Source organism: Georgenia soli (assembly GCF_002563695.1).
Lineage (GTDB): Bacteria > Actinomycetota > Actinomycetes > Actinomycetales > Actinomycetaceae > Georgenia > Georgenia soli.
Map to the genome: position 1 here is coordinate 3,832,458 of NZ_PDJI01000004.1, position 13,048 is coordinate 3,845,505.

Consider the following 13,048-nt stretch of genomic DNA (forward strand, 5'->3'; position numbering starts at 1 on the left):
GCGCCGCCCCGGGCCTGGTCGTGACGTGGACACCTCTGCGCGGGACCGGCCGGCTCCGCCACGCTGTGTGCAGGAGCGACCGATCAGGAGAGACGATGGAGACCACCGCCCGCGCCGGTCTCGCGCGCAGCACGTTCGACGGCGAGACCACCTGGGTGCTCACGCACCCCGACGGCGCCCGGCTCGTCGTCGCCGAGACCGGAGCCACGGTCCTGTCCTGGCAGGCCCCCGGCGCCGACGGCCGCCTGGTCGAGCTGCTCGACGGCTACGTCTCCGCGGCGGAGCTCGCCGAGGAGGACGGGTACCGCAACGCCGTCCTCGTGCCCTGGTCCAACAGGATCCGCGACGCGCGGTACCGGTTCGCCGGCGCCGCCCACGACCTCGGGCCGGCGGCGGACGGCAGCCGCGAGGCGCTGCACGGGCTCCTCACGAACGGACGGTTCGCCCGCGCCCAGATGAACGTGCGGGACTCCGACCTCGCGGTGCGGCTGGTCGCCTCCGTGGCGGCGGACGAGCACGCGGGGTACCCGTACTCCATCGACGTCGCCGTCTCGTACGCCCTCGGCGTCGGGTCCGAGGGGGAGTCCCGTCTCGGTCTCGAGCTGACCGTCACCAACACGGGTGACCGTTCCGCGCCGGTCGCGCTCGGCTGGCACCCCTACCTCCGGCTGCCCGGCCACGACACCGTCGACGACCTCGAGCTGACCGTCCCGGCCCGCTCCCGCGTCGTGACCGACGAGGCGAAGATCCCGCTCGCCGGGGAGGCCGCGTTCGCCGGCGAGACGGCGCCCGTTCGGTACGCGCCGCTGGCCGGATCGATCCTCGACCAGGCTTTCACCGACCTCGTCCCGGACGACGACGGCGTGGTCGCGACCGTCCTCCGGTCCCCGCGCACGGGCGAGAGCCTCACCGTCGAGCAGGAGCCCTTCCAGGCCAGGGTCGTGCACGTGTTCACGGGGGACACGCTCAGGCGTGCGCCGCGCGCGTCCGTCGCGGTCGAGCCGTGCGGGTTCCTCGCCGACGCCTTCAACCGGGCGGACTCCGCCGAGGCTCTCGCACTGGCACCGGGCGAGCAGCGTCAGCTCGTGAGCGACATCGTCTACCGCCACGGGTGACCGCGCGGCGGGACCCGGGCCTAGGGTGGAGGGCATGACGGGGGTCGCGGTGGTCACGGACTCGACCGCGAGCCTCCCGCCGGACGTCGCGGCCGACCTCGGTATCACCGTGGTCCCGCTGCACGTCGTCGTCGACGGGGAGGACCGCCTGGACGACGCCGCCGGCTCAGCGGCGCTGGCGGTGCAGATGGCTGACGGCACCACCGCGACCACCTCCCAGCCCTCGCCGGCCGAGCTCGTGCGGACCTACCGCGCGGCCTCCGACGGCGGACGTCGCGAGGTCGTGGCGATCCACCTCTCCGCCGAGCTCTCGGGCACGGTCGGAGGTGCCCGGCGGGCCGCCGACCTGCTCGCGGCCGAGGGGATCCGGGTGCACGTCGTCGACTCGCGCACGGTGGCCGCCGGCACCGGGCTCGCCGCGGTGGCGGCCGCCGAGGCGGCGCTGCGCGGCGCCGGGCCGGCCCAGGTCGTCGCCGTCGCCCGGGAGACCGCCGCCAAGTCCACGGTGCTCTTCGTGGTGCCGGAGCTGACCTACCTCCAGAGGGGCGGACGCATGACGGCGGGGGCGGCGCTCGTCGGGACGGCGCTCGGGATCCGGCCCGTGCTCGCGATCGCCGACGGACGGATCGCCGTCGTGGAGACGGTCCGTGGTCGGGCCAGGGCCCGTCGCCGTGTCGTGGAACGGGCGGTGCAGGCCGCCGGGGGGCCGCGGGCGCGGGTGCCGCACCCGCCGGCGCAGCGGGTCCGCGTGGCCGTGCACCACTTCGGCGCCGCGGACGAGGCGGTCGCGCTCGAGGAGGAGCTCGCGGACGCGCTGGCCGGCACCGGTGCCCTGGTCGCTGGCGCGCTGCGCAGCGAGGTCACCGCCGTCGTGGGGGTGCACGCCGGCCCGGGCGTCCTCGGCGTCGTCGTCGCCCCGGCCGGCGAGCTCTGAGCTCCGGCTAGCCGCTACTCGCAGCCCACCCCGTCACCGTCACGGTCCAGGTGACGGCCGTAGCCGGGCTCCCCGGCGAACACGGGTGCGGCACCGGCGGCGCGGGCCGCCGAGCAGTTCTTGTAGTAGGCGCTCCCGCCACCCTGCGCAGGAGCCGCGGGCTGAGCCGCCGCACGCTCCGCCTGCTCGCGTGCCTGGCGGTCAGCCTCTTCGCGGGCGAGCCGGTCGGCCTCCTCGCGTGCCTGGCGCTCGGCCTCCTCCCGCGCGACCCGTTCCGCCTCCTCACGGGCCTTCCGCTCCTCCTCGGCCCTGCGCTCAGCCTCCTGGCGCGCGCGCTCCTCGGCAGCGAGCCTCTCGACCTCGGCGGCGCGGTTCTTCTCGATGGTCGCGGTGGCGTTCTCCAGGGTCGTGGCTGCCTCCCGGTGCTGCTTCGCCAAGCCGGACCAGCGCTCGCCGGTGTACGGCAGGAGAGGGAAGACCGTGCGGTCGCCGTCGAGGACGCTGGCGACGGCCTTTCCGGCCGCGGCGGCGGCAGCCGCCTTCGCGAGGTATCCGTCGTACTCCTCCACGGTCGCGCCGGTGGCCGCGGCGTACCCGTCGACCTCCTGGACCGACTGTGTGTAGGCCGCCAGCTGTCCCGGGAGCGTGCAGTCCTCCGCCGCGGAGAACACGCCGAGGCCGGCCGTCTCGGCCTCCTCCTGCGCCTCCAGGACGTCTTCGTAGAAGCGTTCGTTGGGTTCGAAGAGAACGGCTACGCCATATCCGGCCCGGGCCACCTCGGCATTCACGAGCGTGTCTCCGCTGAAGACTCCTGCCAGCTCCCTGTCGTACCGGTCCAGCTTCTCCTCGTCGAAACGGAGAATGACGTCGGACCCGATCGGCAGGGTTTCGGCGAGGAAATCCGTGGCGTCCTGTCCCAGGCACTGGTCGGCCTCGGCGGCGTCGACGTTGAGCAGACGCACGCGGTGCGTGGCCCCGTCGTAGTCCACGTCGAGCGTGTCGCCGTCGACGATGGCCGTGACCGTCGCCGCCGTCTCCGGGGAGGCTGAGACGAGCGACGTCGCACCGACGACCACTCCGCCGACGATCCCGGTCGTGATCGCTGCGGCGGCGAGCTTGTGGGACAGGACAAATCGGGTGAGACTCATGCCGAGGGGCTCCCGCAAAAACGGAGGAATAGGGCGTTCCCGTGGCGAGGATCATTCCTCGGCCGGTGAATCGAACGGCAGCGTAAACGCAGCCGCGGCGTCGGCAGCAAATTTCGATCCGCGAGAACTTCCTATCCGCGCAGAATCGTTTCAGGCCGACATTGTCGGCGCGACGGCGCCCCGCGGTTGACGCGTCACGGAACGTGCCGTGACGGTCGACGCCCACACACCGGCGGGGTTGCCGCCCCTTCCACAACCTGGACGACGTGTGCAGCAGCGGCGGCGTGACCGCTCCTACCGTCGGCGGCGTGGAGGTTCGTCGGCGGGACAGAGGAGCACGGCTGCGTGCGCTCACCGCCGCCGCCTACACCGCCGCGGCCGGGCATCTGGAGGTCTCGCCCGAGGACGACGTCGTCCCGGCCCGCCGCCGGTGGTCGACCACGGCACGCTCTGCGGCGGTCGCCGGGGCGGTGGCGCTGCTGTGCGCGCTGGTCATCGTCGCGGCGGCGTGGCTGGGCAGACCCGGCGAGCCGGTGCCGGTGCCGCCGCCCGGCGCCGTGGAGGGCGAGGTGGAGCCTGCAGGAGGCGAGGAGGCCGCGGCCCCGGGTTCTTCAGCGGCGACCGGCGCGCCGCCGCCGGCAGTTGGCACGCCGGAACCGGCTGCGTCGCCGGCGGGGGTCGTCGTCCACGTCGCGGGCGCGGTCGAGGTGCCGGGGGTGGTGGAGCTGACCGGCGGCGCGCGGGTGGCGCAGGCCGTCGAGGCTGCCGGAGGGGCGGCGGGCGACGCCGACCTCGGAGCGGTCAACCTCGCCCGCGTCCTGGTCGACGGCGAGCAGGTCTACGTCCCCCGGAAGGGCGAGCAGCCGCCCGGACCCGCGGCGGCGCCCCCCGCTCCGGGCGCGACCGACCAGGCGGCGTCGGCGCAGGCAGGTGGTGCTGGCGGCACAGGCGGCACCGGCCCCGTGAACCTCAACACCGCCACCGCCGCCGAGCTCGACGAGCTGCCCGGCGTCGGGCCGGCGATCGCACAACGCATCCTGGAGTGGCGGGAGCTGAACGGCGGCTTCGCGTCGGTGGACGACCTCGACGAGGTCTCCGGGATCGGGCCCACGACGCTCGAGCGGCTGCGGCCCCTGGTGACGGTGTGACCGGCGGCGCGACATCGGGGTCACCGTCGCCGTCGCCGTCGGTCTCGCACCGTACCGCTACGTCCGGTGCCTCGCGACGCCCTCGGCGTGCGGCGCAGGAGGCCCCCGTGCCGCCCGCCCCGCTCGACGCCCGCCTCGTCCCGGCAGCCCTGGTGGCCTGGGCGGCGGTGCACGTGGCGGTCGCACAGCCGGCGGGATGGTCCGTCGCGGCGGCGGCGGTCGTGCTGTCCCTCGCGGTCGTCCCTGTCCACCTGCTCCTGCGGGAGCGGCGGGCCGTGCGCCGAGCGGGTACCCGGCCGGGCGGAGCCGCCCGCCGGCGACACCGCGACGTCGCGCACCGCTCGCCGGCGGCCGCGGCACTGCTGACGGTCATGGTGGTCGCGGCGGTGCTGAGCTCCACGGCGGCGCAGGTCCACGCCCGTACGGAAGGTGTGCTCGGCGACCTGGTCGCGCACGGCGCGAGCGCCATGGTGACCGGCCGCGTGGCGGCGGAGCCGCGCGCGATGGCGAGCCGGGAGTGGGACACCACGGAGCGGTACCGGGTCGTCGTCGACGCCGCCGAGGTGACGGGGCGCGGTGCCCGCTCGGCGGCGCGCGCGCCGGTCGTCGTCCTGGGCCCCGCCTCCTGGGGCGAGCTGACGCTCGGCGATCAGGTGGAGGTCCGGGGATCCCTCGTCGCGACCGACCCCGGTGACGAGGCGGTCGGCCTGCTCCTCACCTCCCGGGACCCGCGGGTGGTCGGCCCGCCGCCGTGGCACCTGCGTGCCGTCAACCTGCTGCGCGGCGCCCTCCGAGCGGTCACCGCGGACCTCTCGCCGCAGGCCAGGGGCCTGGTGCCCGGGATCGCTGTCGGCGACGACCGTGACCTGCCCGAGGATCTGCGCACCGACATGCGGGCGGTGTCTCTCACCCACCTGACCGCCGTCTCCGGTGCGCACGTGGCGATCCTGCTCGGGGCGGTGCTCGGCGCGGCCGTCTGGCTCCCGCGACGTGCGCGCACCGCGGTCGGCGCGGTGGCGCTCGTGGCGTTCGTCGCGCTGGTCCGGCCCGAGCCCAGCGTGCTGCGCTCCGCGGTCATGGGGGCCGTCGTCCTGCTCGCGCTCGTCCTCGGGCGCCCGGCCCGCGCCCTGCCGGCCTTGTGCGCCGCCGTGGTGGCCCTCCTGCTCGTCGACCCCTGGCTGGCGCGCTCGTACGGCTTCGCGCTGTCGGTCCTGGCGACCGCCGGCCTGGTGCTGCTGGCGCGGCCGTGGGCGCGCTGGCTCTCCGGCGTGCTGCCGCGGTGGCTCGCGACGGCGATCGCCGTGCCGGCCGCGGCCCAGGCGGCCTGCGGGCCGGTGGTCGTCCTGCTGACTCCCGCCCTGTCGCTGTACGCCGTGCCGGCGAACCTTCTCGCGGCCCCGGCCGTGCCGCCGGCCACGGTGCTCGGCGTGGGCGCGACCGTGGTCGCGCCCTGGTGGCCGGACGCCGCGAAGGCCCTCGCGACCGCCGCGTCGTGGTTCACCGCTTGGATCGCCCTCGTCGCCCGGGCCCTGGCCGGCGCACCGGGCGCGCAGCTCGCGTGGCCGGGCGGCACCGGCGGCGCGCTCGCCCTGGCGGCCGTCACCGCGGTCGGGATCGCGCTGCTCGCGCGCGCCGGGCCACGCCGCACCGGTCACGTCCTGCCGGTGGCCGCGGTCGCCGTCGTCCTTCTCGTCCTGCCCGGGCCGCGCCAGGCCGTCACCGGGATGCTGCCGGACGGCTGGCCACCGCGGGAGTGGGTGGCGATCCAGTGCGACGTCGGCCAGGGTGCGGCGTTCCTCGTCCGCTCCGGACCGGCGGCCGCGGTGATGGTCGACGTCGGGCCGGCCGGGGCGGGCGCGGACGTCTGCCTGCGGGACGCCGGCGTGGCGAGCGTCGACCTGCTCGTGCTCACGCACGGCCATGCCGACCACGTGGGAGCCCTGCCCGAGGTGCTCGCGTCCGTCGAGGTACGAAGAGTCCTTCTCGGTCCCGGGCCCGAGCCGGGGGGTGCGGTCGAGGCGGTGCTCGGGCAGCTCGCGGCGGCCCGGGTCCCGGTCGACCGCCCGGTCGTGGGAGACACCACGGTCCGGGGCCGCGCCGGGGACGTCGCGTGGGAGGTGCTCGGGCCGGGTGCGGACGCTGTCGGCGTCGCGGCGGGCGATGCGGCGGTGAACGACCTGTCGCTCGTGGTGAGCCTCGAGGCTCCCGGGCTGCGTGCCCTGGCGCTCGGCGACGTCGAGCTCGACGGCCAGGCCCGTCTCGCCCGTCGTCTGCGGGCGGCCCCGGTGGCGCCGTACGACGTGGTGGTCATGGCGCACCACGGCTCCGCCCGGCAGGACGAGCGGCTGGCGGCGCTGCTCGCGCCGCGGCTGACCCTGGTGAGCGTGGGGCAGGACAACGACTACGGGCACCCCTCGACGTCCGCCGTCGACCTCTACGCCGCCTCGGGACCGGTGCTGCGCACCGACCTGTGCGGGCAGGTGGCCGTGCTCCGCACGGACGAGGCGGCGGGGCTCGCGACACTTGCGGGGTGCCCGGCCGGCAGCGGGTGAGCGTGATCGAGCCGCGCGTGGGCGAGCCACAACCGACTCGCGGGCCTGCGAGCGGCGAGAGCGGTCGCGCGGCCGGGTGGACCGGAGACCGTCGTGTCGGCGGCGCGTGGCAGGCTTGGGGGCGTGCCACCAGCCCGCAGAAAAAGCACCCCGTCCCTGACCTGGGACCAGGTCGAGATCGCCCCCGTGGTGCTCGTCCGAGGTACCGAGGGTCTGCTGGCAGACCGTGCCGTCGACCGTCTCCTCGACCAGGCGCGGGAGGCCGACCCGCAGGTCGAGGTCACGCACCTCGAGGCCGCCGCGTACGAGTCGGGCCAGCTGGAGATGGTGGCCAGCCCGTCCCTGTTCGGTGAACGACGGTGCGTCATCGTGGAGGGGGCCGAGGCGATGACGGACGCCTTCCTCGACGACGCGCTCACGTACCTCCGTGCGGTGCCCGAGGACGTGTGGCTCATCCTGCGGCACAACGGCGGGACGCGCGGGAAGAAGCTCCTCGACACGGTGGCCTCGGGGGGCCACCCCGTCGTCATGTGCGACCCCGTCAAGCGCGACAGCGACAAGGCCGACTTCGTGCGGGCCGACTTCCGCCGCGCCCGGCGGCGCATCGACCCGGACGCCGTCCAGGCGCTCGTCGAGGCCACGGGTGCCGACCTGCGCGAGCTCGGCGCCGCCACGAGCCAGCTCATCGCCGACACGACCGGCACCGTGAGCACCGACGTCGTGCTGCGCTACTACGGGGGCCGGGTCGAGGCGAGCGGGTTCCGGGTCGCCGACGCCGCCGTCGCCGGCCAGGCGGGGGAGGCGGTCGCGCTGCTGCGCCACGCCGTCGCGACCGGCACCGGGCCCGTGCCGATCGTCGCCGCGCTGGCGATGAAGCTGCGCACGCTCGCGAAGGTGGCTGCCACGCGGGGCCGGTCCGGGGTCTCCGTCGGTGAGCTCGGGCTCGCCCCCTGGCAGGTCGACCGGGCGCGCCGGGAGCTGGGGGACTGGACGCCGGAGGGGCTCGCCACGGCCATCACGGCCGTGGCGGCGGCGGACGCGGAGGTGAAGGGTCTCGGGCGCGACCCGGTCTTCGCCGTCGAACGGGCCGTGCTCAAGGTCGCCGCCGCGAGGGGACGGCGCTGAACCGGCACGGCGCCCTCACCACGGTGCGCCCCGACCACCCGGAGGCACCGTGAGGACCACTCGACCGACGCGGAACGAGCGGCTCGACCGGCTGCCGTTCACCCGGGAGCACCGCCGGCTGCTGGTCGGCTCGGGCGTGGGGTGGGCGCTGGACGCCATGGACGTCGGCCTCATCTCCTTCGTCATGGCGGCCCTGGCCGTGCAGTGGGAGCTGGGGGACACCGAGCTCAGCCTCATCGGCTCGATCGGGTTCGTCGGCATGGCCCTCGGCGCCTCGCTCGGCGGCCTCCTGGCGGACCGGGTCGGCCGCCGGAACGTCTTTGCCGTCACCCTTCTCGTCTACGGCCTCGCCACGGGGGCCTCCGCGCTCGCGACCTCTGTCGGGGCGCTGCTGGCGCTCCGGTTCGTGGTGGGCCTGGGCCTGGGGTCGGAGCTGCCCGTCGCCTCGACGCTCGTGAGCGAGTACGCGCCGGCGCGCATCCGTGGCCGGCTGGTGGTCATCCTAGAGGCGTTCTGGGCGGTGGGGTGGCTCGCCGCAGCCCTGATCGGCTACTTCGTGGTCTCCGACACCGCGAACGGGTGGCGGTGGGCCCTCGCCCTCGGTGCCGTCCCGGCGTTGTACGCCATCTACGTGCGCCGTGGGCTGCCCGAGTCGGTGCGGTTCCTGGAGTCCCAGGGCCGGCACGCCGAGGCCGAGGCCGCGGTGCGCCGCTTCGAGGAGTCGGCGCCGGTGTTCGTCACTGCCCGGACAGCGGGTGGAACCTCGGTGGCACCGCCCGCCGACGGCCGCGAGGAGGACGGCCCCGAGGAGGACGGCCGCGAGGAGGACGGCCCCGAGGATGGTGGCCGCGCGGACTCGGCCCCGGCCCGGGAAGCCGCGCCGGGACGCCGCGGGCTGCTCGCGATCTGGGCGCCAGCCCTGCGCACCCGCACCACGGGGCTGTGGCTGGTGTGGTTCTTCCTGAACTTCGCCTACTACGGGGCCTTCACCTGGCTCCCCACCCTGCTTCTCGCCTCCGGCCTCGACCTCGTCCGTTCCTTCGGCTACACGGTGATCATCACCGCTGCCCAGCTCCCGGGCTACGCCACGGCGGCCTACCTGATCGAGCGGTGGGGACGCCGACCCACTCTGGCGAGCTTCCTCGTCGGCGCGGCGGCGGCCTCCTACCTCTTCGCCGTCGCCGGGACGCCGTCGGCCGTGATCACGGCGGGGTGCCTGCTCTCCTTCTTCGCCCTCGGCGCCTGGGGAGCGCTGTACGCGGTCACGCCCGAGATGTACCCGACGGCGGTTCGTGCGGGCGGTGCCGGCTGGGCCGCCGGCTTTGGTCGCATCGCCTCCATCCTGGCTCCGCTCGCTGTGCCGCTGCTGAACCGGGCGGGCGATCTCTGGCTCGTGTTCACCGCCTTCGCGGCGTCGTTCGTCGTCGCCGCCGGCGGAGCGCTCCTGCTCGCCGAGCGACGCGGGCTCGCCCTGGACGACTGAGCCTCCGGGCCCCCACCGTTCACCGGGCCGCCACCCGACACTCCTCCCGCCGTCGCCGGTCCGACACCGGCGGCAGCCACGGTGTGCACGTGCGCGTAGCGATCGTGACCGAGTCGTTCCTGCCCGCCGCCAACGGGGTGACCACCTCGGTGCTGCGGGTCCTCGACCACCTCGCCGCCCGCGGGCACGACGCCGTCGTCGTCTGTCCGGGACCCGCGCCGCGGAAGTACGCCGGCTTCCGGGTGATCGAGGCCCCCTCGTTCAGCTACCGGGGCTTCCGCGCCGCCGTCCCGGGGCTGCAGCTGTCTCGGGTGCTCGACGCCTTCGCACCGGACGTCCTGCACGCGGCGTCCCCGTTCGGGCTCGGCGCCCAGGCCCTGCTCCTCGCACGGCGGCGGGGCATCCCGACCGTGGCCATCTTCCAGACGGACGTGGCCGGGTTCGCCCGCAAGCACGGGCTCAGCGCCAGCGCCCCCGGCATCTGGCGATGGCTCCGTCGCGTGCACTCCTGCGCCGACCTCACCCTCGCCCCGTCCACCGCGTCGCTCGCAGACCTTGCGGCCGCGGGGATCGAGCGCACCGGCTGGTGGGGCCGTGGCGTCGACGCGGACACCTATCACCCCCGGCACCGGGGGACGCCAGAGGGAGGCGCCTTACGCCAGTTCCTGCTGGACGGGGCGCCTGAGGGGGCCGTGCTCGTGGGCTACGTCGGGCGCCTGGCCCCGGAGAAGCGGGTGGAGCGGCTCGCCGCCCTGGCCGGCGACCCACGGGTGCGGCTCGTCGTCGTGGGGGACGGGCCCTCGCGGGCGGTCCTCGAGCGGCAGCTGCCCGGTGCCCGGTTCCTGGGACGGCTCGACGGCGCCGACCTCGCGCGCGCGTACGCCGCCCTGGACGTGTTCGTCCACACCGGCACCCACGAGACCTTCGGTCAGACGCTCCAGGAAGCCATGGCCAGCGGCGTCACCGTCGTCGCCCCGGCGGCCGGAGGGCCGCTCGACGTGGTCGCGCAGGGCGAGACCGGGTATCTCTACGCCCCGGAGGACGACGGCGCGCTGGTCGGCGCGGTCCGGGCGCTCGCCGGCGACCCGGCCATGCGGGCCCGGATGGGGGAGGCGGGACGACGGCGCGTGCTGCCTCGCTCGTGGGAGGCGTTGGGCGAGGCGCTCCTCGGGCACTACGCCGCGGTGATCGACCGGGCGGAGGAGCGCGTCGCACGGCAGGTCGCCGGCTTTGAGCGGCAGCTCCGCCTGACCGGGGCCAGGCAGCCGCACCCGTGACGGGAACGGCCCCGGTGCACCCGACGGTGACGACGCGGCTGCACCCTGCACGGGGACGACGAAGGCGCCGTCCCGTGGGACGGCGCCTTCGTCGACGGCTCAGCGAGCTGCGAAGCTCAGAGCGCGGAGATCTGCTTGGCCAGCTTCGACTTGCGGTTGGCCGCCTGGTTGGCGTGGATGACGCCCTTGCTGGCGGCCTTGTCGAGCTTGCGGCCGGCGGTCTTGAGCGCCGTCTCTGCAGCCTCCTTGTCGCCGGCGGCGAGGGCCTCGCGGACCTTGCGCACGTGCGTCTTGAGCTCGGACTTGACGGCCTTGTTGCGCAGCCGCGCCTTCTCGTTGGTGAGGATGCGCTTCTTCTGGGACTTGATGTTCGCCACGTGTGGGACTCTCTCTGCTTTCGCCGGAGCGATCTGTCAACGGTCGTGAGGGATTCGCCGCGACCGGGACTGGGGCGTGGGGTACCTCGTGGTTGGTCGGTGGCCGGGCCGCAGCCGACCGGGCGGCGACCCAAGCGGACACCTTACCAGCCGGGTGTCGCGGTGGGCGAGGTCACGCCGGGTGACTGACGTCTCCCGGGGCGGTCGCGGACACGCCGCCTGATGCGGTGTAGCGGCCCCGTGGAGCCCCGGCGCGGGCGGGGCGGCGGCGGAGCGGTCAGCGGTGGTGGGCGCGCAAGGCGGTCGCGACCTCGTCGAACCGGACCTTGTCGAGCGCGCCGCCGTTGCGCCGCACGGCCATCGGCTCCACGAGCAGCAGTCGGTCGAGGCGGACCTCGCTCTGGCGGCCGCGGGAGTCCCAGGCGCCCGAACCGACGTCGATCCAGTGGCGCCCGTACCGGGCCTCGTCCGCCGCGTCGCGGTCGTGGTCCTTCGAGGTCATCTGCGCGACCACAAGACCCGCGCCTTCCCGGGCGAGCACCAGGACGGGCCGGTCCTTGCCCTGCTGCGGGTCGTCGTCGTAGGGCACCCACGTCCACACCACCTCACCGGGGTCCGGCTGGTCGTCGTGGCGCGGGGTGTAGTCGAGGTCCGGCAGGCCCAGGCGTGCGACGTCGTACTCCACCGTCTCGCGCGAGCTCGCCTCGACCTGCTGCTCACCTCTGGTGTCCCGGGGCGATGACGTCCCTCGCGGGCCGGCGTCGCGCCGTGGCCGCCGCGGCTGGTCGTTCGAGGGGTCGTCGGTGCGGCGGCGCAGGTACTGCTGGGCGGCGCCCTCGGCCGCACGGCCGGCGACCCGCAGGGCGCGGCGGAAGAACGAGGTCATGGCGGCCAAGGCTACCGAGCCACGGCCGGAGCGCCTCCTGTCCCGCCGGTGCGCCGCCGGGAGGATGGTCGCGTGGCCGCGGGCCTCACCTCCCCTGTGCCGCGGGGACCGTCCGGGGGGCGACGGTCGACGAGTGCGGTGCAGGGCGTCGGTCGGCGTGATCCGTCAGCCCACGACCAGGAGCACGGCCGTGACGATCGCGCCGAGGGTCCCCAGCGGGATCGCCGCCAGCGTGCCCAGCAGCGCCACGATCGTCACCCGAAGATCGTCGGCGAGGTAGGGCGCCCGGACCTTGCCGCCCGCGGCGACCAGGGCGGCCCGCTGCGCGGCCTCGACGCGCGGGAGGAACCGCGCGGTACGGACGGCGCCCTCCGCCATCGCCGCGTTGAGCGTGTCCACCTCGTCCTGCAGCGCGTAGCGGGAGGGGTCCTGTCCGTGGGAGTCGACGACGACCACCTCGCTCCCGGTGGTCCCCACGACCGTGTGACGCAGGTGGAGATCCTGAGTCTGCGTCTGGAGACGCGCGCGGCGGACGGCCAGCACGACCACGGGGACCGCGAGGACGAGAGCCAGCGCCAGCGGGATCCAGGAGGTCCATGTCGTGCCGCGGGTGCCGAGCAGGAAGGCGAGGAGGGCGAAGATCCCGACCGCCCCGCCGGCGGCGGCGAGCAGGAGCCCTCCGGGACGGCGCGCCACGCGCACGAGCGTGGGAACCACCTGGTTGAGCATGTCGCCGGCCGCCGTCATGCGAAAAGCCTCGCACGACGGCGGAGCGGGTCGGCGAGGACTCATCCCTGGGCGAACATCGGGAACTTCCGTCGGCCGGGGGCTTTCCGGGGGGTTCCTTTTTGCTGGCGTGGGTTCTCCCACGCCGGTCCCGGGACACGAGGGCCCCCGGCGGAGGCGGCGGCGCCGTCGGGAGGCGGGAGGCGTCGTCGGGAGGCGGGCCGCGTCGTCGGGAGACGGGCCGCTTGGTCGTATCGGGCGGCGCCGTGGGACCATA

11 protein-coding genes are annotated in these 13,048 nt (G+C 75.4%); 7 read left to right on the forward strand and 4 right to left on the reverse strand.

Features of this window, described 5'->3' with window-relative positions; translation table 11 throughout:
• Positions 1 to 95 precede the first annotated feature (95 nt).
• Together ATJ97_RS18670 and ATJ97_RS18675 are read left to right on the forward strand one after the other, a co-directional pair.
• Positions 96 to 1,115, forward strand: coding sequence for an aldose 1-epimerase (locus ATJ97_RS18670; protein WP_098485036.1), 1,020 nt, complete (start codon positions 96 to 98; stop codon positions 1,113 to 1,115).
• Positions 1,116 to 1,149: 34 nt separating this feature from the next.
• On the forward strand, positions 1,150 to 2,049 hold the full coding sequence (locus ATJ97_RS18675; protein WP_098485037.1) for a DegV family protein: 900 nt from the start codon (positions 1,150 to 1,152) through the stop codon (positions 2,047 to 2,049).
• A 14-nt stretch (positions 2,050 to 2,063) separates the two neighbouring features.
• Here the strand turns inward: ATJ97_RS18675 and ATJ97_RS18680 are convergent, their stop codons facing one another.
• Positions 2,064 to 3,197 (reverse strand): excalibur calcium-binding domain-containing protein, encoded by a 1,134-nt coding sequence (locus ATJ97_RS18680; protein ID WP_143427079.1) that lies wholly within the window; start codon positions 3,195 to 3,197, stop codon positions 2,064 to 2,066.
• Between the two features lie 284 nt (positions 3,198 to 3,481).
• Between ATJ97_RS18680 and ATJ97_RS18685 the strand changes: the two genes are divergently transcribed.
• From ATJ97_RS18685 to ATJ97_RS18705, 5 genes are all read left to right on the forward strand, one after another.
• Entirely contained in the window at positions 3,482 to 4,345 is an 864-nt protein-coding gene (locus ATJ97_RS18685) for a ComEA family DNA-binding protein (RefSeq protein WP_245862740.1), read from the forward strand.
• 107 nt (positions 4,346 to 4,452) lie between these two features.
• Entirely contained in the window at positions 4,453 to 6,897 is a 2,445-nt protein-coding gene (locus ATJ97_RS18690) for a ComEC/Rec2 family competence protein (protein WP_098485039.1), read from the forward strand.
• Positions 6,898 to 7,020: 123 nt separating this feature from the next.
• Positions 7,021 to 8,022 (forward strand): DNA polymerase III subunit delta, encoded by a 1,002-nt coding sequence (gene holA, locus ATJ97_RS18695; RefSeq protein ID WP_098485040.1) that lies wholly within the window; start codon positions 7,021 to 7,023, stop codon positions 8,020 to 8,022.
• Between the two features lie 49 nt (positions 8,023 to 8,071).
• The gene (locus tag ATJ97_RS18700; protein ID WP_211287287.1) at positions 8,072 to 9,505 is read left to right on the forward strand and encodes an MFS transporter; all 1,434 of its coding nucleotides are present in this window, start codon (positions 8,072 to 8,074) and stop codon (positions 9,503 to 9,505) included.
• 89 nt (positions 9,506 to 9,594) lie between these two features.
• Positions 9,595 to 10,782 carry a glycosyltransferase family 4 protein gene (locus tag ATJ97_RS18705; protein WP_098485041.1) on the forward strand — a complete coding sequence of 396 codons (1,188 nt, stop codon included), beginning with the start codon at positions 9,595 to 9,597 and terminating at the stop codon, positions 10,780 to 10,782.
• A 116-nt stretch (positions 10,783 to 10,898) separates the two neighbouring features.
• On the opposite strand, the gene rpsT is transcribed toward ATJ97_RS18705, so the two are convergent.
• The 3 genes from rpsT to ATJ97_RS18720 all read right to left on the reverse strand — a co-directional run bounded on the left by rpsT (position 10,899) and on the right by ATJ97_RS18720 (position 12,792).
• Positions 10,899 to 11,159 carry a 30S ribosomal protein S20 gene (gene rpsT / locus ATJ97_RS18710; RefSeq protein WP_098485042.1) on the reverse strand — a complete coding sequence of 87 codons (261 nt, stop codon included), beginning with the start codon at positions 11,157 to 11,159 and terminating at the stop codon, positions 10,899 to 10,901.
• A 277-nt stretch (positions 11,160 to 11,436) separates the two neighbouring features.
• Positions 11,437 to 12,045, reverse strand: a complete 609-nt coding sequence (locus ATJ97_RS18715; protein WP_098485043.1) for a type II toxin-antitoxin system PemK/MazF family toxin — start codon at positions 12,043 to 12,045, stop codon at positions 11,437 to 11,439.
• A 165-nt stretch (positions 12,046 to 12,210) separates the two neighbouring features.
• Positions 12,211 to 12,792, reverse strand: coding sequence for a hypothetical protein (locus tag ATJ97_RS18720; RefSeq protein ID WP_098485044.1), 582 nt, complete (start codon positions 12,790 to 12,792; stop codon positions 12,211 to 12,213).
• Between the last annotated feature and the right edge of the window lie 256 nt (positions 12,793 to 13,048).

Coding starts and splice junctions, on each gene's coding strand:
- ATJ97_RS18670 (WP_098485036.1), top strand. CDS start 96: ATGGAGACCACCGCCCGCGCCGGTCTCGCGCGCAGCACGTTCGACGGC.
- ATJ97_RS18675 (WP_098485037.1), top strand. CDS start 1,150: ATGACGGGGGTCGCGGTGGTCACGGACTCGACCGCGAGCCTCCCGCCG.
- ATJ97_RS18680 (WP_143427079.1), bottom strand. CDS start 3,197: ATGAGTCTCACCCGATTTGTCCTGTCCCACAAGCTCGCCGCCGCAGCG.
- ATJ97_RS18715 (WP_098485043.1), bottom strand. CDS start 12,045: ATGACCTCGTTCTTCCGCCGCGCCCTGCGGGTCGCCGGCCGTGCGGCC.
- ATJ97_RS18720 (WP_098485044.1), bottom strand. CDS start 12,792: ATGACGGCGGCCGGCGACATGCTCAACCAGGTGGTTCCCACGCTCGTG.